The organism is Kitasatospora sp. NPDC086009 (genome assembly GCF_044540385.1).
Classification (GTDB): Bacteria; Actinomycetota; Actinomycetes; order Streptomycetales; family Streptomycetaceae; genus Kitasatospora.
The window spans coordinates 22,914-48,488 of sequence record NZ_JBITSA010000030.1 but is presented as its reverse complement, the minus strand read 5'-3'; the positions used below and the strand labels follow the sequence as shown (position 1 = coordinate 48,488).

General features: G+C 73.1%; 28 protein-coding genes. 16 read left to right on the top strand and 12 right to left on the bottom strand.

Going from position 1 to position 25,575, the window contains the following annotated elements; genetic code table 11:
• Positions 1-6: 6 nt before the first annotated feature.
• Positions 7-828 (bottom strand): inositol monophosphatase family protein, encoded by an 822-nt coding sequence (locus ACIF6L_RS36950; protein WP_396491407.1) that lies wholly within the window; start codon positions 826-828, stop codon positions 7-9.
• A 139-nt stretch (positions 829-967) separates the two neighbouring features.
• Between ACIF6L_RS36950 and ACIF6L_RS36945 the strand changes: the two genes are divergently transcribed.
• From ACIF6L_RS36945 to ACIF6L_RS36930, 4 genes are all read left to right on the top strand, one after another.
• Positions 968-1,873, top strand: coding sequence for a LysR family transcriptional regulator (locus ACIF6L_RS36945; RefSeq protein WP_396491406.1), 906 nt, complete (start codon positions 968-970; stop codon positions 1,871-1,873).
• A 122-nt stretch (positions 1,874-1,995) separates the two neighbouring features.
• Positions 1,996-2,811 carry an SAM-dependent methyltransferase gene (locus ACIF6L_RS36940; protein ID WP_396491421.1) on the top strand — a complete coding sequence of 272 codons (816 nt, stop codon included), beginning with the start codon at positions 1,996-1,998 and terminating at the stop codon, positions 2,809-2,811.
• A gap of 322 nt (positions 2,812-3,133) precedes the next feature.
• Positions 3,134-4,576, top strand: coding sequence for an RICIN domain-containing protein (locus tag ACIF6L_RS36935; RefSeq protein ID WP_396491405.1), 1,443 nt, complete (start codon positions 3,134-3,136; stop codon positions 4,574-4,576).
• Entirely contained in the window at positions 4,573-4,836 is a 264-nt protein-coding gene (locus tag ACIF6L_RS36930) for a hypothetical protein (RefSeq protein ID WP_396491404.1), read from the top strand. The genes ACIF6L_RS36935 and ACIF6L_RS36930 overlap by 4 nt, the downstream gene beginning before the upstream one ends.
• 342 nt (positions 4,837-5,178) lie before the next feature.
• Here ACIF6L_RS36930 and ACIF6L_RS36925 read toward each other — a convergent pair whose 3' ends face one another.
• Positions 5,179-5,763: a TetR/AcrR family transcriptional regulator gene (locus tag ACIF6L_RS36925; RefSeq protein ID WP_396491403.1), complete on the bottom strand. Its 585-nt coding sequence runs from the start codon at positions 5,761-5,763 to the stop codon at positions 5,179-5,181.
• Positions 5,764-5,884: 121 nt separating this feature from the next.
• Here ACIF6L_RS36925 and ACIF6L_RS36920 point away from each other — a divergent pair, with 121 nt between their 5' ends.
• The 5 genes from ACIF6L_RS36920 (at position 5,885) to ACIF6L_RS36900 (ending at position 11,086) form a co-directional block, all read left to right on the top strand.
• Positions 5,885-6,676, top strand: coding sequence for an SDR family NAD(P)-dependent oxidoreductase (locus tag ACIF6L_RS36920; RefSeq protein ID WP_396491402.1), 792 nt, complete (start codon positions 5,885-5,887; stop codon positions 6,674-6,676).
• Positions 6,677-7,273: 597 nt separating this feature from the next.
• Positions 7,274-7,501 carry a hypothetical protein gene (locus tag ACIF6L_RS36915; protein ID WP_396491401.1) on the top strand — a complete coding sequence of 76 codons (228 nt, stop codon included), beginning with the start codon at positions 7,274-7,276 and terminating at the stop codon, positions 7,499-7,501.
• Positions 7,502-8,200: 699 nt separating this feature from the next.
• Complete coding sequence (locus tag ACIF6L_RS36910; RefSeq protein WP_359839160.1) at positions 8,201-8,809, top strand: hypothetical protein; 609 nt, start codon at positions 8,201-8,203, stop codon at positions 8,807-8,809.
• A gap of 482 nt (positions 8,810-9,291) precedes the next feature.
• The gene (locus ACIF6L_RS36905; protein ID WP_359809514.1) at positions 9,292-9,600 is read left to right on the top strand and encodes a hypothetical protein; all 309 of its coding nucleotides are present in this window, start codon (positions 9,292-9,294) and stop codon (positions 9,598-9,600) included.
• Between the two features lie 442 nt (positions 9,601-10,042).
• Positions 10,043-11,086 carry an alpha/beta fold hydrolase gene (locus ACIF6L_RS36900; protein WP_396491400.1) on the top strand — a complete coding sequence of 348 codons (1,044 nt, stop codon included), beginning with the start codon at positions 10,043-10,045 and terminating at the stop codon, positions 11,084-11,086.
• A gap of 153 nt (positions 11,087-11,239) precedes the next feature.
• On the opposite strand, the gene ACIF6L_RS36895 is transcribed toward ACIF6L_RS36900, so the two are convergent.
• Positions 11,240-11,977: an alpha/beta hydrolase gene (locus ACIF6L_RS36895; RefSeq protein WP_396491399.1), complete on the bottom strand. Its 738-nt coding sequence runs from the start codon at positions 11,975-11,977 to the stop codon at positions 11,240-11,242.
• Positions 11,978-12,661: 684 nt separating this feature from the next.
• On the opposite strand from ACIF6L_RS36895, the gene ACIF6L_RS36890 reads away from it, so the two are divergent.
• Positions 12,662-13,444, top strand: a complete 783-nt coding sequence (locus tag ACIF6L_RS36890; protein WP_359839156.1) for an MEDS domain-containing protein — start codon at positions 12,662-12,664, stop codon at positions 13,442-13,444.
• Positions 13,441-14,406 (top strand): anti-sigma factor RsbA family regulatory protein, encoded by a 966-nt coding sequence (locus tag ACIF6L_RS36885; RefSeq protein WP_396491398.1) that lies wholly within the window; start codon positions 13,441-13,443, stop codon positions 14,404-14,406. Before ACIF6L_RS36890 ends, ACIF6L_RS36885 begins: the two co-directional genes overlap by 4 nt.
• Before the next feature lie 158 nt (positions 14,407-14,564).
• Here the strand turns inward: ACIF6L_RS36885 and ACIF6L_RS36880 are convergent, their stop codons facing one another.
• Positions 14,565-14,837, bottom strand: coding sequence for a hypothetical protein (locus ACIF6L_RS36880; protein WP_359809521.1), 273 nt, complete (start codon positions 14,835-14,837; stop codon positions 14,565-14,567).
• Between the two features lie 142 nt (positions 14,838-14,979).
• The gene (locus ACIF6L_RS36875) at positions 14,980-15,351 is read right to left on the bottom strand and encodes a winged helix-turn-helix transcriptional regulator (RefSeq protein ID WP_396491397.1); all 372 of its coding nucleotides are present in this window, start codon (positions 15,349-15,351) and stop codon (positions 14,980-14,982) included.
• Positions 15,352-15,443: 92 nt separating this feature from the next.
• Between ACIF6L_RS36875 and ACIF6L_RS36870 the strand changes: the two genes are divergently transcribed.
• Entirely contained in the window at positions 15,444-16,283 is an 840-nt protein-coding gene (locus ACIF6L_RS36870) for an NAD(P)H-binding protein (RefSeq protein ID WP_329491675.1), read from the top strand.
• Positions 16,284-16,766: 483 nt separating this feature from the next.
• On the opposite strand, the gene ACIF6L_RS36865 is transcribed toward ACIF6L_RS36870, so the two are convergent.
• The 4 genes from ACIF6L_RS36865 to ACIF6L_RS36850 all read right to left on the bottom strand — a co-directional run bounded on the left by ACIF6L_RS36865 (position 16,767) and on the right by ACIF6L_RS36850 (position 20,196).
• Positions 16,767-17,570: an SDR family oxidoreductase gene (locus ACIF6L_RS36865; protein ID WP_396491396.1), complete on the bottom strand. Its 804-nt coding sequence runs from the start codon at positions 17,568-17,570 to the stop codon at positions 16,767-16,769.
• Between the two features lie 48 nt (positions 17,571-17,618).
• A complete protein-coding gene (locus ACIF6L_RS36860; protein WP_396491395.1) occupies positions 17,619-18,512 on the bottom strand; it encodes an RNA polymerase sigma-70 factor in 894 nt (297 codons plus the stop codon).
• A 108-nt stretch (positions 18,513-18,620) separates the two neighbouring features.
• On the bottom strand, positions 18,621-19,226 hold the full coding sequence (locus tag ACIF6L_RS36855; protein WP_396491394.1) for a DUF6461 domain-containing protein: 606 nt from the start codon (positions 19,224-19,226) through the stop codon (positions 18,621-18,623).
• 244 nt (positions 19,227-19,470) lie between these two features.
• On the bottom strand, positions 19,471-20,196 hold the full coding sequence (locus tag ACIF6L_RS36850; protein WP_396491393.1) for a TetR/AcrR family transcriptional regulator: 726 nt from the start codon (positions 20,194-20,196) through the stop codon (positions 19,471-19,473).
• 118 nt (positions 20,197-20,314) lie between these two features.
• Here ACIF6L_RS36850 and ACIF6L_RS36845 point away from each other — a divergent pair, with 118 nt between their 5' ends.
• From ACIF6L_RS36845 to ACIF6L_RS36835, 3 genes are all read left to right on the top strand, one after another.
• Positions 20,315-20,461, top strand: a complete 147-nt coding sequence (locus ACIF6L_RS36845; protein ID WP_396491392.1) for a hypothetical protein — start codon at positions 20,315-20,317, stop codon at positions 20,459-20,461.
• Positions 20,462-20,531: 70 nt separating this feature from the next.
• Entirely contained in the window at positions 20,532-21,269 is a 738-nt protein-coding gene (locus ACIF6L_RS36840) for a VOC family protein (protein WP_359839147.1), read from the top strand.
• Between the two features lie 201 nt (positions 21,270-21,470).
• A complete protein-coding gene (locus tag ACIF6L_RS36835; RefSeq protein WP_329491668.1) occupies positions 21,471-21,911 on the top strand; it encodes a hypothetical protein in 441 nt (146 codons plus the stop codon).
• A gap of 73 nt (positions 21,912-21,984) precedes the next feature.
• On the opposite strand, the gene ACIF6L_RS36830 is transcribed toward ACIF6L_RS36835, so the two are convergent.
• Positions 21,985-22,869 (bottom strand): helix-turn-helix transcriptional regulator, encoded by an 885-nt coding sequence (locus ACIF6L_RS36830; protein ID WP_396491391.1) that lies wholly within the window; start codon positions 22,867-22,869, stop codon positions 21,985-21,987.
• A 150-nt stretch (positions 22,870-23,019) separates the two neighbouring features.
• On the opposite strand from ACIF6L_RS36830, the gene ACIF6L_RS36825 reads away from it, so the two are divergent.
• Positions 23,020-23,640 (top strand): YbhB/YbcL family Raf kinase inhibitor-like protein, encoded by a 621-nt coding sequence (locus ACIF6L_RS36825; protein ID WP_396491390.1) that lies wholly within the window; start codon positions 23,020-23,022, stop codon positions 23,638-23,640.
• Between the two features lie 94 nt (positions 23,641-23,734).
• Here the strand turns inward: ACIF6L_RS36825 and ACIF6L_RS36820 are convergent, their stop codons facing one another.
• Both ACIF6L_RS36820 and thpR read right to left on the bottom strand, forming a co-directional pair.
• Complete coding sequence (locus ACIF6L_RS36820) at positions 23,735-24,685, bottom strand: SDR family NAD(P)-dependent oxidoreductase (protein WP_396491389.1); 951 nt, start codon at positions 24,683-24,685, stop codon at positions 23,735-23,737.
• A 232-nt stretch (positions 24,686-24,917) separates the two neighbouring features.
• Positions 24,918-25,532 (bottom strand): RNA 2',3'-cyclic phosphodiesterase, encoded by a 615-nt coding sequence (thpR, locus tag ACIF6L_RS36815; protein ID WP_396491388.1) that lies wholly within the window; start codon positions 25,530-25,532, stop codon positions 24,918-24,920.
• Between the last annotated feature and the right edge of the window lie 43 nt (positions 25,533-25,575).

Here is a 25,575-nt window from a genome sequence, read left to right as displayed (position 1 = left end):
GCGCGCTCAGCGCGAGAGCGTGGTGACGGCCTGGGCGTGGACGCCGGGCGCGGCAGCCAGGAAGCTCTCGCTCAGCGGGGTCCAGGGGCGGCCCTGGGCGTCGGAGATCCGGCCGCCGGCCTCGGTGACGAGCAGTGCCCCGGGCAGCAGGTCCGCCCGGGCGCCGGCGAACTGCCAGAAGGCGTCGATCCGGCCGGCGGCCACGTTCACCAGGTGCAGGGTCGCGGGCACGGCGGTGCGGACGACCAGCGCGTCGAAGAGCATCGCGGTGATGGAGGAGCCGACGCGCCGCACGACCTCCTCGTTCTCGTCCGGCCGGGCCTGGCTGGTGGCCACGAGGCCCAGGCCGAGGTCCGCGGTCGGGGAGACGTGCAGCGGCCGGCCGTCGAGGTGCGCGCCCGCGCCGGCGAGCGCGGTGTAGGTCTCGCCGGTCAACGGCAGGTGGACCACGGTGAGCACCGGCCGGTTCTCGCGCACCAGGGTGGCGGTCACCGCCCAATCCGGCAGGGCGTGCAGGTGGTTGACGTTGCCCTCGGCCGGGTCGACGACCCACCACTCGCCGGGCGGCAGCGCTCCGCCGTCCAGCTCGTCCTCCACCCACCCGGCCTCCGGGCGCAGCTGCGTGAGGCGGGGGCGCAGGACGTCGAGGGCCGTGTCGTCGTTGGCGGCGAGCGCGTGCATCAGCTCCTCGCGGGTCCGGTAGTGGACCACGTCACCGAAGCGTGCGAGCAGCGCGGAGCCGGCCTCGCGCACGGCGATCGCGACCTGGGCGAGCAGGTCGGCGTCGGAGGCGGCGACGGCGGTGGTGTTCTGAAGCATCGCGGACATGGCGGAACTTCCTTTCCCAGCAGAGGTGATGAGGGCCGGTCGGGCCGAGCGGTCCGTTGCGTCCCGCGCTCACATCTCGAAGGTAGACAGCCCAGTCATTAACCACAACTGCATGTCAAGCACGGCTAGGATTACTCCCATGCAACTGGATCTGAATCTGCTCGCCGCGCTCGACGCGCTGCTGGAGGAGGGCAGCGTGGCCGGGGCGGCCGCGCGCCTGCACGTCACCGCCCCCGCGATGAGCCGCAGTCTGGGCCGGATCCGCCGTACGACCGGGGACCAGATCCTGGTACGCACCGGCCGCACGATGACCCCGACCCCGTACGCGATCGCCGTCCGGGAACAGGTGCACGAGCTGTTGCACCAAGTCCAGGGGGTGCTGGCGCCGAGCCGTGAACTCGACCTCACGACACTGGAGCGCACCTTCACCCTCCGCTGGCACGACTCCCTGGTCGCCGCGAGCGGCCCCGCCCTGCTCGCCGCCGTCCGCGCGCAGGCGCCGGGCGTGCGCCTGCGCTTCCTCGCCGAATCGAGCGGCGACACCCCCGGGCTGCGACGCGGCGAGGTCGACCTGGAGGCGAACGCCAACCGCCCGGCCGCACCGGACATCCGTGCCGAGAACGTGGGCGAGACCCCCCTCGTCATCATCGTGCGGCACGGACACCCCCTCACCCGCGTCGAAGCCGTCACCGCGCAGCACTACGCCGCCGCCGAACACATCACCGTCTCGCGACGCGGAAACCTCGCCAACGCCCTCGACGACGCCCTCGCCCGGCTCGGCCTCAGCCGCCGCGTCGTGGCGAGCGCGCCGACGGAAGCGGCCGCGCTGGAGTTCGCCCGCGGCTCCGACGTCCTGGTCAGCGTCCCGGAAGCCACCACACGCACCGCGGTCGCCGACCTCGGCCTGGTCGCCCTACCCCTGCCGCTCGAACTGCCCTCGGCACCGGTCTACCTGTCGTGGCATCAGCGCCACGACAACGACCACGCCCACGCCTGGCTGCGCGGGCTGGCACGGACCGCGTTGGCCGCCTGCGCAGCGCCGTAGCCGGCACCGTCCGGGCCGCTCCACCCGCATGAGCTACCTGGTTCCCTCCACCCGGCCCCTTGGAGCCGGTCATCTAGGCTGGCGCGGTGACTGATGAGCGGGGGCGGGCGCAGCCGTCGGGAGTGTGGGCCACGGCGGTGGGGGTGGCCAGGGTGCGAGCGCTGGAGACCGCGCGGGAGAACGCGCTGTTCCGCGACCCACTGGCCCAGGCCTTCGCCGCCGCCGGCGGCCTGTGGCCCCCCTCGCCGCCGCTGCCCGACGACGAGGCCGCGCGGCGCCGCCGGCTGGCCGTGTCGTACTCCATCGTCATCAGGACGAAGTTCCTCGACGACCTGCTGCGGCAGGCCTGCGCGTCCGGGATCCGGCAGGTCGTGCTGCTCGGTGCCGGCATGGACAGCCGGGCCTTCCGGATGGACTGGCCCGAGGGCACCCGGCTGTTCGAGGTCGACACCGCCGCGCCACTGGACTTCAAGGCTTCGGTGCTGCACCAGGAGCGGGCCGTCGCACGCTGCGATCGGATCACCGTCGCGGTGGATCTGCGCGAGGACTGGCCGGGCGCGCTGGCCGCCGCAGGGCACCACCCGGCCGCGCCGACGGTGTGGATCGCCGAAGGACTGCTGATCTACCTGCCCGAGGGCGCGGTGGAGCTGTTGCTGGCCCGGATCGGCGCACGGTCGGCGGCGGGCAGCCGGATGGGGCTGACCTTGGGCTCGCGTGGCGTGATCGAGCGCTTCGGCGAGGACGCCGTGCCGGGGTCGGCGGCGTCCCTGTGGCTCTCGGAGATGCCCGACGACCCGGTGCGCTGGCTGGCCGGGCACGGCTGGGAGGCCGACTGCCACACGCTGCGCGAGTGCGGTGCAGCCTACGGCCGCCCGATCAGCACCCTGCCGCGGCGCGAGGAGCGGCCCGGCGGACTGGTCTCGGCGGTCCGCCGGTAGGGCGCCTCGGGTCCTTCATCGCCGCCGAATCGCTGCCGCGGTCGAACGAGTGCTCCGGCTTGCCGGGAGACAGGCCCGGCGGACGCCGACGAGGCGCACATCCGGCGAGAGCGCCACCGGATGTGCGCCGCTCACGTCCTGATGCGTCAATGCTCAGCGGGGTTCGCGACTCGCGGTGCGCGAAGTACGGACACGGAGAACCGTTCATCGACAAGTCTTGAACGTGTACGAGACGCGGATCACATGAGGGAAGGTCACATTCCGCCCGGCCCGGCGCGCCCGGTGAGTGAGCATGGCATGGACACCTCATAGGAAGGCCGAGATGAAGCTCTCTTTCAGGCGCGTCGGACGACTCTTGTCCGTCCCCTTCACCGTCACCGTCCTGCTGGGCCCGGCCCTCGCCCTCGCCGCGCCCCCGGCCGCGGCGACAGCCACCGCGACGGACGCCTACACGTTCACCAACGGCGACGGCACCCTCAACGCGACGGGCAACAACGACGGGAACCAGATCTCCGTCACGCCGGACGGCACCAACTACCAGAACTTCCGCCTCATCAAGCTGGGAGCCCCCGGCCAGTTCAACATCGCCAGTACGTCCTCTGGGAAGTGCGTCTACGCCACCCAGCCGGCCACCCAGAAGTCGTGCGGCCAGGACGGCGAACAGTGGCACTTCCGTCCGGTGGACGGCAAGCCCACCTCCTTCGGGATCGTCCGCCGCGACGACGCCAGCGGCACCGAGTGGTGCATGGACAACCGGGGCGGCCTGCACCTGTGGGGGATCCTGGCGCAGCCCAACGTCTGCAACGGCAGCGCGGCCCAGGAGTGGAAGGTCCCCGCGGCGAAGGCGGCCGAAGCCAGGAGCCTGGCGCTGGACTACTACGCCGACCTGTGTGCCAGGAAGACCGCCACCTGCTCGTGGACGGAGAAGTCCGAGGGGCAGCCCGAAGTTCTGCCCCGCCAGCCCGCCTCGTCGGTCTGGTACAACGACACCGCCGACAAGGTGACGCAGGTCTTCACCACGATCTACCACTCGGGCTGGTCGCAGTCGTTCGGTGTGGGCCTGTCCTCCTCGGTCGGCGTGTCCGTCCCGGTCCAGGCCATGGTTTCCACCCAGCTCCAGACGACCACGACCTACGAGTCCGACCAGTCGACCATCAACGGCATCGCGGTGACCGTCCCCGCCAAGAACTACGGATGGGTCGACTTCGCGGCCGTCGGCAAGAAGGTCACGGGAGCGTGGACCTTCGACACCGACAACCAGCCGTGGACGACCGACGCGACCGTGACCGTCCCGGTCATCAACTCCACGGCCGGCTCCACGATGTACGTCGCCCACACCAGCCCGGACCAGCCGGGCACCACGAGCGTGACGAGCGCTGACGCGCCGGCGCTGACCCTGGCCACCAGGGCCTCGTTCACCCCGGACCTCCCCGACGGCACCGCGGCGTCGCAGGACGGCCCGAACACGGTGAAGCTCATCGACACCGCCACCGGGGCCAGGATCGGCACGATCAAGCCGAGTGCCGTCGTGGACACCCGAGGGACCACTCACCCGGTCAACCTGACGGTCACCGGCAACGTCATCACGCAGACCATCGAGAACGCTCCCGGCGACACCATCGACGGCTCCATGACCCTGCCGTCCGTCAGCTACAACACCACCACCGCTCCGGCCGCCAAGACCGGCGGCCTCGCGACCGGCGGTGTCACGACCGGCGGTGCCACGACCGCCGCGCTCACGACCACCTCCGCGAGGCGACCGTGAACCCCGCGTTCTGGCCGATTCCCGACCGCGAGCACCCGAAGAACTCGGACGAGTGGAACAAGTGCATGGCCAAGGAGCTGGGCAAGAGCATGGTGGAAGGCGCAGCCAAGGCCGCCCTGCTGGGTGCCCTGCGAGGCGGCCAGCTCGGCGCCGCCGCCGGCCCCGAGGGAGCGGCGGCGGGCGCCGCCCTGGGGATGCTGACCGGCACCGTCACCGGGCTGGGCAAGGCGTACTACGTCTGCGGTACCGACCCGGGCTGATTCGCACGCGCACACCGCACGGGGGTGCCACCCACCGACCGATCGAGTCGGCGAGCAGCGGGCGGGCCGACACCGGGTCGGCTCTCTGAGACGACTTGGCGCCGCCCGTCGCCGTGGAGGCGCAGCCGCCCGAGTAGTACGGCCTACCGCGTGCCACGTCGACCCGCAGCCACGGGTCGACTCATCGAAGTCCCCTTCAACCAAAGCTGGTTGAAGGGGACTTCGCGCACCGAACCGCCCGGGTGGCGCTACGCCCACGGCGCGAAGGGACCGCCGGCTGTCGATGCGCGCTGGGATCGAGGCCGGACGGCCGCCTCTCCCGGCCGGCCCTGGCGGCGTGCTCTACGCGGGAGCCGTCCCGACCCCATGCAGGAGGGTGTCCACCACGCGTGCGGCCAACCGGTCCACGGCGCCGATGTCGACGGCCTTCCGCCCTTCTTCGGCCGCCTCGTGGATCAGGGCATAGTAGACCCTGCGGGCCCACTCCAGGTCGGTGTCCGCGGACAGCAGGCCGGCCTCCTGCGCGCGACGGAAGAGCTGATCGCACTGGGCCAGGACGTCGGCCTGCACGCGCGCGGTTTCGGGGTCGGACGGAGCGCTCCGGCTCATCGCGAAGCTCCAACCGATCTTCACCTGAAGGACATTGGCGGTCACCTGGTGCAGGGCGACCAGTGGCGGGGAGGTGAGCGGGCGGGCGGCCTCCACGGCCAGGTGGAACCGCTCGGTCGCCCAGGCCGCCAGCGCCTCGACCAGCGCCTCCCGACTGGCGAAGCGCCGGTGCACGGTGGTGCGGGCCACCCCGGCCGCCGCCGCGATCTGCTCCATGGTCGCCGCCGGATCGGCGGCCAGGACGCGTTCGGCCGCCTCCAGGATCGCCCGCACCGTCCGCTCGGCATCGGCGCGCAGCGCGCGCCCTCTCGTCTCCATGGACCAGACAGTACATCGGGGACGCCGATCACGACCTACTTGCATCATTAATGTTGCATCTATTAGCTTGATTGCGTCATTGAAGTCGCGACTCATGCATCGCCCCGACAGGAGCACATCCATGGACCTGCAGCTGACGAACACCACCGCCGTGGTCACCGGCGCGAGCCGCGGCATCGGACTGGCCACCGTCCGAGCGCTCACCGCCGAGGGCGTTCGCGTGGTGGCCGCCGCCCGCACCATCACCCCGGAGCTGAAGGAGACCGGCGCCCTGGCCGTATCGGTGGACCTGCTGGCCCCCGACGCCCCCGCCCGGCTGATCGACCACGCCACCGCCGAACTCGGCGACCTCGACCTGCTCGTCAACAACGTCGGCGGCGGCGACGGCGGCGGAGCGGGCCAGACCGGCGGCTTCCTCTCCTTCACCGACCAGCAGTGGCACCAGTCCTTCGACCTGAACTTCCTCGCCGCCGTACGGACCAGCCGGGCGGCGCTGCCCAGCCTGCTGCGCCGCCGCGGCGCACTGGTCAACATCTCCTCCAACGGCGCCCGGATGCCACACGCCGGGCCGGTCCCTTACACCACCGCGAAGGCCGCCCTGACCGCCTTCGGCAAGGCGCTGGCCGAGGAGTTCGGACCGCAGGGCGTGCGCGTCAACACCATCTCGCCGGGCCCGGTACGCACCGCGATGTGGGAGAGCCCGGACGGCTACGGCGCGGAGCTGGCCCGCTCCATGGGAGTCACCCAGGAACAGCTGCTGGCTGGGCTCCCGGCCGCGATGGGCATGACCACCGGCCGCCTACTGGAACCCTCCGAGGTCGCCACGGCCGTCGCCTACCTCGCCTCGCCGCTGGCGGCCGGCATGTCCGGCACCGACCTGCTGATCGACGGCGGATCCGTCAAGACCACCTGACAGGAGATCCGGCCGGGCCCGCCCCGCCGCGAGGGAGCGGGCCTCGGCGTCCCAGGCGCCCCGGACGGCCCGCAGCCTCGGCGCCGCCCGATGCCCCCGTCCCGCCAGTCGTCACGACCGGCGGGACCGCCGCGATACGGGCGCAGCGTCCGGCGACGCCGTGCTGCTACCGGTCTCGCGCGCCCTGTCGGCGCGGCACGCATGGCCCGCGCGGCCCGGCCGGTCGATCCCTACCGGCGTCAGAGACCCTTCAGGACGCTCTCGAGTGCGGACCGGCCCACGGTCCCCCGGTTCGCCTTGCCCCCGGCAGGCCGGCGGGCCGCGATCACCGTTCCGGCCCATCGGCATCAGGAACAGGCTCTTCGTCGCGGCCGGCCCACGCCCTCGGCGCACCGACGTGCCTCCCGGGAGGTCCCTCCCGTATCAAGGACAAGGCCGTCCGATGTCGCGCCTGGGCAACGACGGTCCTGCGCCCGGACACCCGACCGACCCCGTGGATTCCCCACCGCGCCGGGGCCACCGAAGAAAGCCACCGCCGGAAGGCTTGACGCCGGCCGTGCGACGCGGTGCCATGAGTCCGGACGGAGGGGGCACACCGTGGCCGACCAGGACAGCGACGCCAAGAGCCGGAGCGACGAGGAAGACGGTGACCTGCCGGATCGACCGGCCCGGCCGAATGGCCCGCATCGTCCCGGCTTCGAGGACACCTTCTGGTTGGTGCTGCTCGGGTTGATCGTGGTGGTCCTCTTCATGATCGGCCTCCTGTCCTCATCGGGCGGTGACGCCGGACCGGCGAACCAGGACTGGAACTCCGGCTGGCACTGAGCGGGCGAACCGCGAGGATCACGGGCGCACCGGCCACGGCCTCCGGTGCGACCGAACCGTCAGGGTCGCCTGCCAGGGGGCGACGCCACGCCCCGGGCGACCCGGCTACCGTCCACGCTGATCAGCACCGACCACGGCGCGAGCCCGACCACCGCCGTGCTGGTCAGCGCCGCCTCCGGGATCCCGACGATCCCCTCACGGCTGGCCGGGGGCCACCTGGCCGACCGGAGCGGACGACGCACGACGGACGTACTCGGGCTCTGCGGATGCGCCGTGTGCTCGCCCAGGCGGGGACGACCGCACTGTGGTCGGCCATGGCCGTGTCTGCCTCCTGCGCGCCGCGCTGCACCTCCGGGTGACCCCGGCCCCGGGCCTGCCGCGACCGCGGGTGGCCTTGCCCGCCGTCGGTCAGCGCCGCGGACTGCGCGCGGCCGCCGACTCGGCGGGCCTGCGCCCCTGCGGTGCGCGTCGCTGCGCCGACCGGGCCGACTCCGCCGCCCGCACCCGGCACACCCCTACCCGGGGCCTCCCCAGTGACCGACATCGTCGGTCACTGACGGTTTGTCTGTTCCGTCAGTCAAACGACTGATGTGCACCGCGCTCGGGTCCGCGAGGGTCGAGGGCACCGGGTACTTCCCGGTGGCGGGCGCGCGGGCGTGCCGCGAGGCCCGTCGACGCACGTGAACGAGGAGTACCAGGATGGCAACCAGTCAGCGGTCCGTCGCACGGTGGAGGACGGTCGTGGTCACCGGGGCAGCGGCGCTCGCCGTCGCCGGCGGCGTCGCCGCACCGGCCGGCGCGGCGACGCTCCCAGCGGGTTCGGCGGCGGACCGTCCGTTCGCCGGGAACCAGGACCTGCGCGACGCCGTGCAGGCGGGGGAACCGGCGCACCCCCGGGACCACCCGAGCGGTCGCCCGCTGCTCAGGCACCACTGGATCATCAAGGCCCAGTACGGCACCGTGTCCGCCCTGAACCGGGCGACCAGCTTCGGCTGGCAGCGCAACTACAAGGACTGGACGGTCGCCATCGTCGGCAACGACATCAAGGGGAAGAGGGTCACCGTCTACACCAAGATCACCAACCTGTTCTACGGTGAAGGCGGCGTCATCGGCGCCCAGACGGCTCCGACACCGCAGGTGCTGATCGCCAAGAACACCATCAAGGCCCAGAACGTCGACATCGTCACCGAGATCGTGAACGTCCACTTCATCAGCCCCCAGTGGCAGGACGTCTTCAGCGCCGACTGCAGCGCCCAGGAGAACCTCCGCGACGCTGTGAAGGCCCAGCTCGCCTGCACGATGGGCTGACCCCCTCCGGACCGGCCGGTCGGTCGCAACCGACCGGCCGGCCCCCAAGGCGCCGTGGTCGTGCCCGCGCATCCAGCACAACGGTGGCACCTCCCCCGCCGGTTGACGGGACGCATCCGTCGGTTGTCCGGCGATCCCACTCGCGCCAGACGTTCCCCGGGCGATCTCAGCGCGGTGTCCTACGTCCTTCCGCAGAGCACGAACCGGCCGGCGCGGCGATCCGGGCGACGGTACCTGCGGGCCGGCGCCGCGAAATCGAGGCGACGGCGCGGCAGCCCGTGTGACAGCCTGAACGGATGGCTGACGAGGACTGGGTGAGGATCTTCACCGTCGAGAACGCGACCGGCATGCCGCACCCCGGACTGGCCCTCGCCGTTTGACTGCGCGACCACGGCATCGACTGGTCGCCGGTCGACGAGCAGGACATCCGCTGCGACCTGACCTGCGGGCCCGACCGCGCGTCGGGCCGATGGCGGGGCTTCGTGACCGTGTCGGTCCGGGCCGGTGCGCTACGGCCGCTGGGCCTGCACCCGGACCAGCCGACCGCCCGCGCCGCCCTGCCGCTCGCCCCCGACTGGTGGGGCTCCTGGACGCGCACCCGGAGACCGGCCGTCCGGCGCTCGGAAGTCGCCGCCGCCCGGCGCCTGTGGGCCGCACCCCACCGGCCGGAACGGTTGGCCGAGCTGATCCCGGACGCGCTCAGGGCGTCCCCGCTCCCGGCCGCCGCGCAGGCTCTCGCGGACCTGCGTTCCGTCGTTGAAGGCGACCGGACCGGCACACCCACCGGTTGACGGGCCGACGGGCCCGAGCACCGCTCGGGAGTCCCCGACCACATCGACGGACCGGAGCACAGCGGGCGCGGGAGTGGTCACGACCACCCTGCCCGCGCGGTGGTGGCGGCGCCGGACGGTGATCCGATCGAGGATCACCCGGGGGAGCCGAGCGTGCGCCCGCCAAGGGCGAGCCCGCCCCGGAGCACGGTCTCCCACCACGCCGGCGGTCGCGTGACCGGCATCGATCAGCCCAGAGAGCGCCGCCGCATCCTCGCACCGAACTCAGGCGGACCGGCCCGTCCCACCCGGGGAGGAAGGGGATCGTGCAGCCTTGCCGCCTACCGCCGGTACGCCCGCTCCTCGGCCGAGGTGCCCTCGACGACGTCATGACGGTCAGGAAACACGGCATGCCCCCACCGGTTGGTGGTGCCTGCTCCCACCGACGAAGCGCTCGCCGTTCATGGCCGGCTCGATGCGGCCCGCATCCCGCAGGTCGAGAGCATGCCGCCAGATCCCCGCAGCGTCGCCGGGCATGGTGGCGAACGTCGCGGCGACCAGCTGTCCGGCCGACGCCGCCCGGCGGCCCAACTCCGTACCCAGGAACCCGCTGCCGCCGGCCTGCGGAGCGCGATGTGACAGGACGGTCGTACCTCCCGGCGGCATCCGGGTCGGTGTAGCTTCGGTTCCCGGAGCGCCCCCTCCGGACGGTGGGAGGCATCGCGTTCGGCTCGGGACCGACCGGTCCACCAACGAGCCGACCTCCGCGGGCGCGCGTGGGAGAGGGGAAGACGTGAGTCACATGATCGACCCGACCGTTCCGCGGGCGCGGCGGATCGCTCGCCCCGATGCGATCCTGCGGGGGGAGGAAATCGGTGCCGGACCGACCTGTCTCCTGTTGCATGCCGGTGGCGAACGCCGTCAGGTGTGGGCACCGGTCAGCGAGTTGCTCGTCGAAGCCGGGTTCCGCTGCGTGGCCTTCGACCAGCGGGGCCACGGCGACAGCGACGGCCGTGCTCGGACGCTGTCCGCGTGCGCGGCGGACGTCGCCGCGATGCTGTTCGCCGAACCGCCGGGGTGCGTGGTCGTCGGTGCCTCACTGGGCGGGCTCGCCGCCGTCGCCGCCCTCGGCGATCCGGCGGTGCGGGCAAGGGTGGCAGGGCTGGTGCTGGTCGACGTCGTCCCCTGCCTCGGACCCGCCCGCGTCCGCCGCTTCCTCGCCGCCGGCGGCCTGGCCGGCACCCACGCCGAGCTCGTCGAGGACATCCTCGCCCAAGTCCCCCGGCTACGGCAGATCACCGGCGCACTCGACCTTCCCCTCCTGCTCGTCCACGGCGACACCGGTTCATCCGTCACCGCCGAGGACATCGACCAGTTGCTGCGCCTGGCCCCGCACACCACCGTCCGGTCCGTCCACGGTGCCGGACACCTCGTCGCCCGGGAGCGGCCCGTGGCGTTGGCCCGAGACATCATCGCCGTCACCGGCGCCTGGGGCAGTCCGCAGTGACGACGAGGAGATCGAGGAGGCCTGGAGCCGACGTGGACCCCCGCCGGAGTTCAGCGGGGGTCCACGGTTCGGACCGCCGTGGAGGGCCGGCCTCTGTCCGAGCGGCACACCGGCCGACCTCAGCGACCGCCTGTCACCGGCCCGGTGCCGACCTCACTTCCTCAGGTGACGGGCGAAGAACTGGGCCGCGACGTCTCCCGCGAACTGCGGGACGCCGGTGTGTCCGCCCATGTTGGCGTGCAGGGACTTCTCCTGGGAGCCGAAGGCGTCGAAGAGGTCCAGAGCCGCCTGCCGGTCGTTCCCTTCGTCGTCCCACTGCAGCAGGACGTGCAGCGGGATGGTCACCTGCCGGGCCTCCTCGAACATGGCGCGAGGCACGAGACTCCCGGCGAAGAGCCCGGCGGCCACGATGCGCGGCTCGACCACGGCGAGCCGGATGCCGATCGAGATCACACCCCCCGAGTACCCGACCGGGCCGCCGATCCCGGGCAGCGCAAGGAGGGCGTCCAGGGCGGCCTGCCACTCCGGGACCGCCTTTTCGACCAGCGGGAGGACGAGGGCGTCGACGATCTCGTCGCTGACCGGCTCACCCGCCTCCATCGCCCGGCGCAGGTCTGCGCGGGCCTGATCGACGGCGGCCAGACGGGGCCGGTCACCGCTTCCGGGGAGCTCGATCGTGGCCGTGGCGAAGCCCTCCGCCGCGGAGTGCCAGGCCCGGTCCACCAGCCGGGGGTACATCTTCCGCAGCCCGAGGGGCGGGTGGCCCAGCAGGATCAGCGGCAGCGGTGCGGATACGGCGGCGGGCGTCCACAGGATGCCCGGAATCTCACCGAGGGTGAATTCGCGTTCGAGGACGCCTTCGTCGAGGCGCTGCTCGGAGGTGAAGCGCATGGTCGTGCCTTTCGGGAGTGCACTGAACGGCGCTCCCGGACGACCTGCCTATCGCCCGACCGTGACCCCGGAGGGGAGCACCCATGTCGATATCGCGTTCACGGGTACCACCTCCTCAATCTCTCGCACGGTCACCGGGAATGTAGCAGCGCACCCCTCGTCCACCAAACGGGTTTTCCCACGGCCTCCGCGAACAGCTTCTCCAGGCCGAGCAGCGGCCTCGTTCACGCGCCGGAACTCTCGACCAGGACAGGGCCGACCCCGGCTTCTGCCGGCCAGGGTCGTGGGAGAACCGCCCTTCGCCGCCCCTGAACGCCGACGAACGCCGACGAACGCCGACGAACGCACCGGCTCGAAAGCCGGCTCGGCTCTCACCGCGCGACCCTCCCCATGACCTGCGAGGGTCCGGACGACGAACAGGCCGCCGTCGCGTCCGCGCCACCGCCCGGTTTCGCGTCGACCGGCCTCGACCGTGGTGAGTCACCCGTGCCCTCCATCACGGAAGGGCGGTCATCCCCGCAGGCCGGTCCCCGACGTAGGAGGGTTGGTGTTGCCCCTGGTGGGCAGGCGTAGACCGCACTCCGGCCGCCCGGAACAGCCGGGCGTCTGCCGGGAACCGTTATTCTCCTATCACTGCTGGCGGGGGTGACCTGGGAAGGGGGCGGGGTGAGAGCGGCGCGGGCTTTGGCGACCCTGGACGAGGTCGGTCTCGGTGACCACGTCTGCTGGCGGATGGGCCCCGCTGCCACGTTCGCCGATGCGCGGGCCTATCTGGCGGACGGCGCCCTGTACGGGGACAAGGTCGTGGTCATCGGTTCCCTCGGCACCGCCGGGATCGAACGTGACGGCAGTCCCTCCACCTCGGTGGTTCTCGACCTGCCGGACGTTCTGGACATGGACATGATGCTGGCTGCGGTGCGCAGGGAAGTCCACACCGCGACCCGCGAGGGTTTCCGGTCCGTACGGGTCCTCACCGAGCGGATGCCCCCGACGGCAGCCTCCGGGGCGGAGGAACTACTGGCCGGGGAGCTCAAACTAGACGAGTTCGCTTCGGAGAGCGGCGCCATGGTGGTGTGCGCGTTCCGGCCGTCGCGGTGGGACCGGACTACCCTGGACGGTGTGGCGTGCATGCATCCTCACGAGGTGGGCACACGTGCTGCGCGTCCGTCCTTTCGGATGTTCAGCACGGGCGCCGACAGGTGGAGCGTGGACGGAGTGGTCGACTTTGAGGGCGCGGCCGCGTTCAACGCCGCGGTCCGCGCCGCGGTCAGGAAGTCGTCGATGGTGAAGCTGGGGTTCCACGATCTTGAGCTCATCGACGCTGCCGGCATGCAGGCTCTGGTCGAAGCGGCCCGCCACCTGCCGGGCCGCCGGATCGTCGTGGAGGGCGCCAACGAGACCGTGCTCCTCTGCTGGGAGCTGGCGGGTTTCGCAGCCGCCGACCTGCCGGTGGTGATGGCGACATGACCGCGACCGTACCCCCGCCGTCCGACCGGGGCGAGAGCCCGTTCCGCCACGAGCTGTACCCCTATCGCGGCGACGCGCAGTTCCTGTCCGGGACCCTGGGATTCATCCACGAGGCCTTGGAGGCCGACGAGGCGGTGGTCGTCGCGGTCCCCTCGGACAAGACCTCGCTGCTGCGCGGCGAACTCGTCGACGAGCCCGCCGTCACCTTCGTCGACACGACGACGGCCGGGTCCAATCCCGGTCGGCACATCGCGGCCTGGTCGGCCTGGATGACCGAGCGGGGTGAAGGCGGCAGGCCGGTACGGGCCATCGGTGAGACCGCCTGGCGCCATGCGCGCAGCACAGCGCACCTCTCGGAGCTGCGGTACCACGAGTGGCTGCTGAACCGGGCCTTCGCGCGCAGCGCCACCTGGTCGATGCTGTGCCCCTACGACGCCGCCGACGACGACGAGGACGCCCTGCGATCGCTGTCGCGCTGCCATCCGCTGATCCGCCGGGCCGACCGGGATGCGGCCAACGAGGAGTATCTGAGCGCCGAGGAGTACCCCTTCGAGGAGCTGGCCGGCCCGTGCGATCCCTTCCAGGAACTGAGCTACACAGAGGGTGATATGGCCGCGATCCGCGCGAAGGTGACGCAGTGCGCGACCGACGCGGGTGTCCTGCGGGACCGGTTGCCGAAACTGGCCGTCGCCGTCACGGAGATCGCGACGAACAGCATCCGCCACGGGGGCGGCCACGGCACCCTGCGCACCTGGGCCCAGGACGCGACGTTCCTCTGCGAGTTCCGTGACTCCGGCTACATCTCCGACGTGATGGCCGGCCGCAGCCGCCCCACCGCTGATCAGATCGGCGGCCGCGGCCTGTGGCTCGCCCACCAGCTCTGCGACCTCGTCGAGATCCGCTCCAGCCGCGCCGGGGGAACCACCGTCCGCCTGCACATGGACGCGCCCCGGCAGCAGTAGCGGACCGCCGGAGTCCTGCGGGCGGCGTGAGGGGCGCCGCTTCGCCGACGCCACCGCCCGGCAAGCGCTGACCGGGCCCTTCCGCCGCTGTCCGGAATGCTTCTCGCCGGAATTCAAAGGACGGCGGACAGCCCGGCGGACGCACCGGACCGGCGCCGTCAGGGGCTGTCGCCCTGCCAGTCCCAGCGGCGCCGGTCCGAGGGTCGCTGCCGGTAGTGGGCGCGGCCGCCGGCACCGAACGCGCCGAGCTCGGTGGCCAGCGCCGCGCCATAGTCGAGCCGCTCGGCGTCCCAACCGGTGACGTCCAGGAGCAGGCCGTCGAGCGGGCCGCCGACCAGTTCCCGGTACTCGTGCCCGGGGCGCGGCCCGGGGTCCGGGTCGTCGTGGTCGGCCCCGTACACGCGGCCGCGCAGCAGTGCCTCGTCGTCCATGCCGCCAGCATCCCAGCCGGCACCGACACCGGGCCGGACGGTGGCCCCACGAACCGTCAGGCGTGACGAGACGGTCACCCGTCCACGGCAACGGTCACCGCAACGCGGCGACGGGGTGGGCCAGGTGACGCGGGACCGGGCGCTATTGCGCGCCGCGCGGCGGCAGTCGTTCGGTGATCCGGTCGAACAGGTCCGTCAGCGGCTCGCTGACGTCCCGGCCGAACTCGGTGAGCCCGTAGGTGACCTGAGGCGGCGTCGTCGGCTCCACCTCCCGCCGGATCAGGCCGTCCTGGACCAGGGCGCGCAGGGTCTGGGCGAGCATCTTCTCGCTGATGCCCTGGATGCTGTCGCGCAGCTCGTAGAACCGGAGGTCATTGCTCCGCAGGGAGATCAGCACCCAGACGCCCCACCGGCTGGTCACGTGGTCGACCATGTCTCGCGCGGGGCAGTCGGTGTGAAACACCTCATACCGACGGCCCGCCCCAGCTTGCCTCAGCTGCGCACCTTCCCTCATGTCCGGAGCTTACCTCCGGGTACGTCCTTACGAGAAGTAAGCCCCTCTCCTAACGTCAGTTGCCGCAGTACACAACGAACCAGGAGCTGAACATGATCGTGGTGACCGGGGCTACCGGGAACGTGGGCCGTCCTCTGACGCAGGCGCTGGCCGAGGTGGGCGAGCAGGTGACGGCGGTGTCGCGGCGTGCGGCGGCGGTGCCGGACGGAGTCCGGCACGTGGTGGCCGACCTGGCCGAGCCGACAAGCCTCGTACCCGTGCTGGACGGGGCGAAGGCGCTCTTCCTCCTGCTGTCCGGCGACCTGCACGCCGCCGGGGCCAGGCCGGCCGACCTCATCGGCCTGGCCGCGGCCGCCGGGGTCCGTCGGGTCGTCCTGCTCTCCTCGCAGGGCGTGGCGACCAGGCCGCTCGATCCGTCACGGGTGGCGATGCGCGCGGTGGAGGACGCCTTGCGGGAGTCCGGCCTGGACTGGGCCGTCCTGCGTCCGGGCGGCTTCGCCTCAAACGCCCTGGCCTGGGCGCAGTCCGTCCGCACGGAGGGGACGGTCGCCGCGCCCTTCGGCGATGTGGGGGTGCCGGTCGTCGACCCGGTGGACATCGCCGGGGTCGCGGCGGCCTGCCTGCTGGACGACCGGCACACCGGCCGGGTGTACGAGCTGACCGGACCGGAGGTGATCACGCCCCGACGGCAGGCGGAGGCGCTCGCCGCCGTGCTCGGCTCCCCCCTGCGGTTCCACGAACTCACCCGCGAGGAGGCCAGGGCCACGATGACCCGGTTCGTGCCGGTGGAACTCGCCGACGACACCCTGGACATCATCTCCGCCCCGAACCCGGCCGAACTGCGGATCAGCCCGGACGTGGAACGAGTCCTCGGCCGCGCCCCGCACCCCTTCACCGAGTGGGTCACCCGCAACATCGCCGCGTTCCGCTGAGGAACGACCCACCCGCACCACCCGGGCGCCTCGCGCGGCAGCGACCGCACGAGACGCCCGCCTCCGCCGGTCACTTCCACGGGTCACCGCCACAGCGCCACCACCGACGGCTCACCTGAGGAAGCCACACACCGGCCACCGGACCCCGCTCCGACGACGGAGAGACCGGGACGAGCCGGACGGCCGGGTCCGACGACGGCGATCACGCCGGGCCGCACAGCCCTCGGCCGCCCACTACCGGACGTTCACCCGCCCGGAGGAGCGACGACGTCTCCCGCCGCACGGTCGCCCGACGCCGGGTGGCGCGGACCAGCGACCAGTGCCGCGAGGTCCGGGGCGCCGGCCGGATCGTCCGTGTAGCGGGTGGTCGGCAGGCGCCCACGTCCCACGCGCCCACGACGACCGCAGCGCGCACCGACGGGGCGGGCCGGCCGCACGGCCGGGCCGCCCCGACCGGCGTCGCCGCGTACGGTCGCGTCGGAGTCAGCGGGCGACCTTCTCGGCCAGGTACGCCTCCCAGGTCCGCCTGCCCGCCGGTCGGTCGGGCGCGGTCAGGGCGCCGGAGCGGAAGGCGGCGCCGATCCTCCCCGGGATGAAGACCGGCAGGACGGGACGGCGCTTGCCCGCCGCTCGCAGCCAGTCCCTGGCCAGGCGGTCGGCCGGGTACACGGTGGGGCCGGCCAGGTCCGGCACCCGTCCCCAGCCCTCGGCCGGGGGCGCACCGGTGGCCGGATCGCCCAGGGCCAGCTCGACCAGGCGGTCCGCCACCTCGCCCTGGTCGACGGGCTGGCAGCGGGTGCCGGACGGCACGACGACCACCGGCAGCCTGGACAGGAACCCGAAGGCCGTGTTCAGCAGCTCGGGGAACTGACTTGCGCGCAGATTGGTCCAGCCGATCCCCGAGGCCGCGAGCAACCGCTCGCCCTCCCGCTTGATCCGGTAGTAGGGGTACGGGATCCGGTCGACACCGATGATCGAGATGTTGACGATGTGCTCGACTCCGGCGCGCGCCGCGGCTTCCAGCAGGTGCTCGAAGGCCGGAATGTCGTTCTTGAAGTGCCGGATGTCGGTCGCGCAGTGGATGACCGTGCGGACCCCGGCGAACGCCTCGTCCAGCCCGGTGCCGGCGGCCAGGTCACCGGTGAACCAGGCCACCCCCAGGTCGTCCGGGAGCACTGACCTGCGGGTGAGGGCCCGCACCGGCAGCCCGGTGCGGCGCGCCCGGTCCAGTACCTCCCGGCCGAGCACGCCCGTTGCGCCGGTCACCATGATCGCGTCGTTCTTCATCAGCCACAGCCCTTCTCGTTCTGCCGTCACCGATGAGGAACCGACGACTCACGTGTTCTGTGACAACCCGGAGCACTGGTGCGCCAGGAAGGCCAGTTTGTCCGGGTTCCTGATGAGCCGCACGCCGGTGATTCCGGCACCACCGAGCTCCAGCGCACCACAGGACGTCAGTGCGCCACCCTCCCAGCCCAGCACCATCGCGGTGCCGTTCGCCTCGACGACCTCGATCCGCACCCCGGTCGCCCACCGGGCGAACAGACCCGCCAGGAACCGGGCCACGTTCTCCCGGCCGACGACCGGCCGCCGCGCCGCGCCCACCTTGCCGCCGCCGTCCGACCAGGCGACCACCTGTCCGGCGAGCAGTTCCTCCAGCTGCGCCAGCTCGCCGTGCGCCGCGGCCTCCAGGAACCGCAGCACCAACTCGCCGCTCTCCCCCTGGGAGGAGACGAACCTCGGCCGCTCGTCGCCCAGATGCTGCTTGGCCCTGCGGTACAGCTGCCGCGCGTTCGCCTCCGAGCAGTCGAGCACGTCTGCGACGTCCCGGTGGCTGTAGTCGAAGGCGTCGCGGAGCACCATCGCCGCCCGCTCGGGCGGGGTCAACCGCTCCATCATCACCAGGACGGCCAGCGACACCGCGTCCCGCTGCTCCGCCGTCTCCATCGGCCCGAGCGCCCCGCCGTCGGTCCGGACCGGCTCCGGCAGCCACGGTCCGACGTACTCCTCGCGTCGGGCCCGCGCCGACGTCAGCCGGTTCAGGCACAGGTTGGTGGTCACCTTGGCCAGCCACGGCCCCGGCGCGGCGATCCGCTCCCGCTCGGCCCCGTGCCACCTCAGGTAGGCGTCCTGCACGGCGTCCTCGGCCTCCGCCGCCGATCCGAGCATCCGGTACGCCAACGAGAACAAGCGAGGCCGGTGCGCCTCGAACTCCTGAGCCTTCTCCATGGGAGCACACGCTAAATGATCACTCTCGGGAACCGGTACCTCGGCGGCGGATCGCCCGCGCGCCGGGAGCGGCGGAGAAGCCTGTGCCGGGCGACCGGACCCGGCGGATCACCCGACCCGGTCGGGACGCGGCCGGAGCTGGGCGCTGAGCACAGCCCCACCGGAGAGATCGGCGGGGTCGACACCCGCGCCGAGCCCCTCGGCGAGACGGCAGAAGAGGCCGCGCATGCCCAGCGGTCCGGTCTCCCCGGTGTCCGGGCAGGCGCCCAGCGCCCGCAGTTCGGCGTCGAAGCGGTGGGGGTCCCGGCCGGTGCGGTGCCGGGGCTCGATGCCCAGAAGGGTGTGCAGACCGGTCACCACCTGCCCGTCCTCGGCGTAGCGGAAGTCCACCAGGGGCTTCTCGTTGGCGTGCAGGGACAGCGCCGCCGTCCCCGTCGAGAGCTCACCGAGCAGTCCCTCGTCCTCGACGCACAGCCAACTGCCGTGCTCCCAGACCCACGCCCACGCCCCGTACCGGCCGGCGGTCACCACATAGGCGTCGTCCTCGTAGAGGAGGTCGTCGAACTCGTCCCTGAACTCCTCCTGGGTGCGCTCGGCCAGCGTGTCGGGGTCGGCGCCCATCCGCTCCAGGAGCCCGCGCGCAGTGAGGTCACGGGCGAAGGTGACGCTCAGCAGCGGCAGGTCCGTCCCGTACATCCAGCTCAGGCCACTCATCCGTAGTCCCTCCGTGCAGCGGTCGGCTCTCCCCGCGAGGCTAGACGGCGGGTACGACAGTCCGGCCCCTGCCGGGTCGGGGCACGGGCCGCACGCCGTGTCGTCCGGGTACCGCCCCGCCCCCTTCGTTCCCACTCTCGTCGGCCCTCCCACGGACAACGGACAACGGACAACCGACAGCCGACAGCGGCACCCACGCCCGACGTCGCCCACCCCACCACCGTCGGGTGGGCCGGCGCGGCGGTCAGACCCGGTCGACGAGGAGGGCGGTTCCGTCGAGGATGCGGTTCAGGCCGAAGTCCAGCGGGTCCTCGGCCCGGGGGGCGAAGGCTCCGGCCGCGATGGCGGCGGCGAGGGCGGGGTAGCGGTGGGCGTGGCGGTCGAGGGTGTCGGCGGCGAGGCGGTTCCACTCCTGCTCCCCCTCCTCGTCACGGTCGACGAGTTGCTGGGCGAGGTTGCGGATGTGGCCGATGACCAGGAGGACGGTGTCGTGCTGCTGGGCGGCGGACAGTCCGGTCGGGGCCAGCACGGCCAGGGCGGCGTCGAGCCAGGCCAGTTGGTTGGGGCCCATGAGCTGGCGGCGCATGGCAGTGGCGGTCAGGATCCAGGGATGGCGGCGGTAGAGCGCCCAGCACTGGCGGGCCCACTCGGTGAGCCCGGGGCGCCAGCCGGCGGACCCGGCGACGGCCTCGGACGGTACGCCGAGGGCGGAGTCCACCATCAGGTCGACCAGTTCGGCCTTGCCGGGGAAGTACCGGTACAACGCCATGGTGGTGACGCCGAGTTCGGCGGCGACACGCTGCATGGAGACCGCGTCCAGGCCTTCGGCGTCGGCGACCTCGATGGCACCGGCCACGATCCGCCCGGCGGTCAGTGACGGCTTCGGCCCGCGCCGGGGCTGGTCCTGCTCGCCCCACAGCAGCGCCAGGCTCACCTTCGGGTCGCGCTTCTTCTCCCTGCCGGCGGCCATGCGGGCTCCTCACTGCGTGCGACCGGTCGACCGGCCGCTCCCTCTCGTCGGCGGCCACCGCTTCTCGTTGACGGCACCTCAGAACTGTGTATACCGGGCCCGGTGCTTCCTCGACGACGTGCAGGCGCCGGTCAAGGAGTTCGCCCTGATCCGGGACGCCGGCCACTTCGCGTCCTTCCGCCACCCCGACCAGTTCCTGCACCTGATGCTCACCAAGGTCCGGCCGGTCGTCGCCACCGCCGGGCTCCACGCCGCGGGCCGGTGAGGTTGCCGGGGAGACGGGTCTTCCGCGCGCACTCGGGTGCGGGCCCGCGACAGCTTCTATGATCTTCGGCATGGCAACCCGACTTGTGCAGATCAACATGAAGGCCCGGGACGACTCCGCGCTCGGCCGGTTCTGGGCGGAGGCGCTCGGTTGGGGCCTCGACAGCGAGGGGCCCGGCGTGACCAACCTCGAACCCGTCGGCTTCAGCTACCCCGATCCCACGGCCGTCTGCATCGATCTCATTGCCCGGCCGGAACCCAAAACGGTCAAGAATCGGGTGCACCTCGACCTGGCCACCACCTCGACGGCCCATCAGACGGAGCTGGTCGCACGGCTGCGGGACCTCGGCGCGACGCTCGCCGACGTCGGTCAGGGCGACGTCCCCTGGACCGTCATGGCCGACCCGGAGGGCAACGAGTTCTGCGTCCTGGAGCCCCGCCCGGTCTACCGGGACACCGGGCCGATCGCCGCGGTGGTGGTCGACTGCGCCGACCCACGGGCGATGGCCCGGTTCTGGGGCGAGGCGATGGACTGGACACTGCACGAGGTCACCGACGACTACGCGACCATGCGCTCCGCCGCAGGCGTCGGCCCCTACCTGGAGTTCATCCGCACCCCCGACACCAAGAGCGGGTGGAACCGCGTCCACCTCGACCTCCGCCCCTACCGCGGTGACGACCACGCGGCGGAGGCGGACCGGCTGCGCGCCCTGGGCGCCACCGATCCCGGTGTCGACCAGTCCGAGATCCACTGGACGATCCTGGTCGACCCGGAAGGCAACGAGTTCTGTCTCCTCAGCCCCGGCTGACTCCGGCCGAGGCCCGACCGGCTCCGACCGGCCCGGAGAGCGCGGGCGTCCGCCGCACCCGGCTGGCGGACGCCGGTAGGACCGGGGACCGGCCGGCGCCGGGCCGGCGCGACCTCGCCCGCGCGAGGGGCGGGCGCCGCTCCACCCGATCGCCGAGGCCCTGCTGCGCGGGGCGGCGGCGGGGCAGGCTAGTTTACTCGGGTGAGTCTCCTCGATGATGTGGCCGAGCACGACAGCTGGCGATGCTGGGTGTGCGACGAACCGGTCGACCCCGACAAGTCGGTGAACGACCCGCGCGGGCCCAGCGTTGACAGCCGGACCGCCGACCGGAAGGCCAAGGTCGCCGAGCGGCTCGCGCACCGCGGGTGCAACTCCCGCAAGGGCGCGGTCAAGGTGGTCATCGCCTGGCCGGACCGCCTGTACGTGGTCGAGCCCGCGCCGCTGATCGCCGTGGCCGCAAGGCTGGAGCGCAAGGGCGGCCGCGAGATGGTGGGCCGCTGCCCGACCAGGCAGGACGCCCAGGAAGCCGCGGACTGGCTGGTGGACCGGTTCTCCCGGCTGGTACCGGACCTGCCGGTGACCGCCCACATCGAGCCGGGCGGCGGCCAGTTCCTCGTCACCCTGGCCACCGGCCGCCGCTGACCGGGGATCACCGGCACGAGCGTCGCAGGCCGATCCAGCACCCCGGCGGGACCCGCCCGGACGGTCCGGCGACTCAGGCCGTCCGGGCCGCCTTGAGCACCTGGGCCGACGTGCCCACGGCGCCCTGCGAGTAGCCGGCGATCAACAGGCGCAGCGCCCGCTCGGTCGCCCCGTCCGCCGGGGTGAGCACCATCAGCCGCTGGTCGGAGCCGTCCGTGGCGGCGAGCTGGTCGTAGCAGAGGGCCAGCTCCCCGCCCACCGGGTGTCGCATCCGCTTGCTGCCGTGGGACCGCTCGCGCACCGTCCTGTCCTCCCACCAGAGGGCGAACTCCGGGCTGCCGTCCAGGAGTTGCGCCACGACCGCGTGCAGCCGCGGGTCGCCTCGATGCCGTGCGGAGGCCGAGCGCAGCGCACCGACCGTCTCCCGCGCGAACTGCTCCCAGGACGGCTGGGTCCGGCGGTTCTCCGGGTCCAGGAAGGTCAGGCACGCCGTGTTGGCGGCCGTACCGGTGCCGAACCCGTCGCCGAACAGCGCGCGGGCCGCGCTGTTCCACGCCAGGACGTCGAGGCGGTGGTCGATGACGTAGGCGGGCAGCAGCGGCATGCCGTCCAGTATCGCCCGCAGGGACGCCGCCGGCGCGGTGGCGACATGCCGGCGCGGGGGCACCTCGCCGCGCGCGGTGAGGTGCACGTACTCGCGCTCCGCGGGGGTCAGCCGCAGCGCGTCGGCGATCCCCTCCAGCACCGCCGAGCCGGGGGTCCCGGCGCGGCCCTGCTCGAGCCGGATGTACCAGTCGACGCTCACCGCCGCGAGCTCGGCCACCTCCTGGCGGCGCAGGCCCGGGGTGCGGCGGCGCGCGCCCGCCCGCAGGCCGACGTCGCCCGGCGGGGTCCGCTCGCGCGTCGCCCGCAGGAACGCGCCCAGTTCGGCGCGGGGCCCGTTCTGTCGATCGTTCACAGCGACATCGTCGCCGGTCGGGCGCCGCGCGGTCCACGCCGGAGGGTGGCACGCCGCGTACCAGGATGCGCGCGGCCTCCCCCGGGGCGCCGGGCGCCGGAAGGCTGGTCCCGACCGAACACCACCGTGCGACCCGGAACGGAACCACCCATGAAGCGCTCGACCCGCGTGACCGCCCTCGCCGCCACCACGGCCGCCACCGTCGCCCTCGCCGGCGCCGCCTCGACGGCGGCCCACTCCGCCACCCAATCGGACCGCTTCGGGCACACCGAGGTGCGCACGGGCGTCCCCCGGCACACGCCCCGGTTCACCGTGACCAGCCCCGACTGGCGGAGCGGGACGGTCCCGGCGGCCGGCTACGCGAACGCCTTCGGCTGCTCCGGCGCCAACCAGGCACCGACCGTCCACTGGTCCGGCGCCCCCGCCGGCACCCGCAGCTACGCCGTCTCGCTCTTCGACCCGGACGCGCCGACCGGCAGCGGCTTCTGGCACGCGATGACCTGGGACATCCCGGCCACCGTCACGACCCTCACCGGCGCCACACCGGCCGGCGCGGTCGCGGGGCCCAACGACACCGGCGCCACCGGCTACCTGGGCCCCTGCCCGCCGGCCGGCGACCGCGCGCACCACTACGTGCTCCGGGTGGTGGCGCTGGACGTGCCCGGCCTGGGCCTGGCCGCGACCAGCACCCCCGCCGTGGCCTCCTTCTCGATGGCGATGAGCGGACACATCCTCGCCACCGCGGAGCTGACCGCCACCGCCCGGCGCTGACCCGCCCGCCGCTGACCGTCCCGGCTCCCGGGGCGGCGCCGACCACGACGGTGGCACGGAGCACCGGGAGCCGCTTCTACACCGGGAGCCGCGTCTAGAGGAGGCCCAGGTGGGCCTCGACGCCGGCCCCGTCGCAGCTGGCGTCCCACAGGCGCCCGGCGACGGCCGGATCGGTCATGTGGGCCCGCGCGGGCTCCAGCCGCGGCGCGCCGCGCAGGCCGAAGGCCCTGGGCCCCCACAACTGCCCTCCCCGCACCCGCGGGTCCAGGACCGCCCGGACGATCGGCCACGCCCCGGCGTCCTTGCCCTGGAGCAGCAGCCCGGCGGGCAGCGCGCGCAACCGGGTGCCCCGGGACGCCGCGTGCACCCCCGGGCGGGGCGGGGTCAGGGAGTCCAGGGCGCCGCCGGGGTGGGCCACCACGCTGAGCAGGGTGCTGCCGCGGGCGCGCAGGCGCCGGTCCAGCTCGAAGGCGAAGGACATCTGCGCCAGCTTCGACCGTCCGTAGGTACGCCCGGGGCGGTAGTCCCGAAGCGACTGGAGGTCGTCCGGGTCCAGCCGCTCGGAGCGCGCCGCGAAGCTCCCCACCGTGACGATCCGGGCGGCCGGCGCCGCGGACAGCAGGGGCGCCAGTGCCCGGGTCAGCGCGACGTGGCCGAGGTGGTTGACCCCGAACATCAGCTCGTGACCGTCCTCCGTCGTCCGCCGCGGCGGGTCGTCGAGCGCGACGCCCGCGTTGTGGACCACCGCGTCGAGGCGGTCGAGCCCGAGGCCGTCCGCGACACCGCGCACGGACGCCAGGTCGGCGAGGTCCAGCGGAAGGTGGCGCAGCCGGGCAGCGGGAACACGCGACCGGATCGCCGCCATGGCGGCACCCGCCCTCCCCCGGTCCCGGCAGCCGAGCACCACGACGGCCCCGGTCGCGGCGAGCTGCTCCGCGACGAAGTAGCCGATCCCGGCGTTGCCTCCGGTGACCAGGAAGGACTTGCCGTCGGCGGACGGCAACCGGTGGACGTCCCACGGCGGGCTCAGGGGTGCGGGGGTCATGACGAGTGGCTCCTTCGACTGGGGGAGGTGTGCGGACGGCGGCGCCGACCTGACCCATCACACAGCGGCCGACTCACCGATCACTGATAGATCGCCGTCATCACCGACAGCCCCCCGTCACCTCCCCGAACGCACCGCCGGGCACGGCGCCTCGGCCGGCGGTCGAGCACCGCTCGGAGGCGGCTGATCCCCCGGCCGCCCCACCGCGGCCGCAAGGCCGCGAGGCCGTCGGTCACGACTCGCTGGGAGCGTCCTCGCCGCCGGTGCGGGCGGCGGCGAATCGCCATGCCTCGATGTCGCGGTAGCGGATCGGCCCGGGGCCGCGGCCGATGTTGCTGCCGACGAGGTGGAGGCGTTCGGTCCGCCAGGGCCGGCCGACGAACCCGGCGAGTCCGGCCGCGGCCTGCGGCACGCTGGTGGGGTCGTCGCGGCGGGACCGTGCCAGCGTCAGATGGGGGCGCAGGGGGCGTTCCGTGAACGGGATCCCGCAGGACCTGATGACGCTCCGGACGTCGGTGGCGAGCAGGTGCAGTCCGTCCAGGTCGCCGTCGATCCCGCTCCACAGCAGGCGCTGGTCGAAGTGGCCGCCGCCCCGCAGGCCCAGGCGCAGAGCCGGGCGCGACGCGGCCTGGCCGGCGAGCGCCGACCGCAGCAGCGGCACCGCCGTGGCGGGCAGTTCGCCGAGGAAGGCCAGAGTGATGTGCCAGTCCTCGATCCGGTTCCACCGCAGCCGCGGGTACCCGGCGTAGGCGGGTCGCAGGGCCCGGGCCAGTTCGTCCTTGGCATCGTCGGGCGGGGCCAGCGCCACGAAGACGCGCAGGGTCGAGGGCTCGGGTCGATCGTCCACGAGGGGGCAGGCTAGCCGAGGCCGGTCCGCCCGCGCGCGCCGG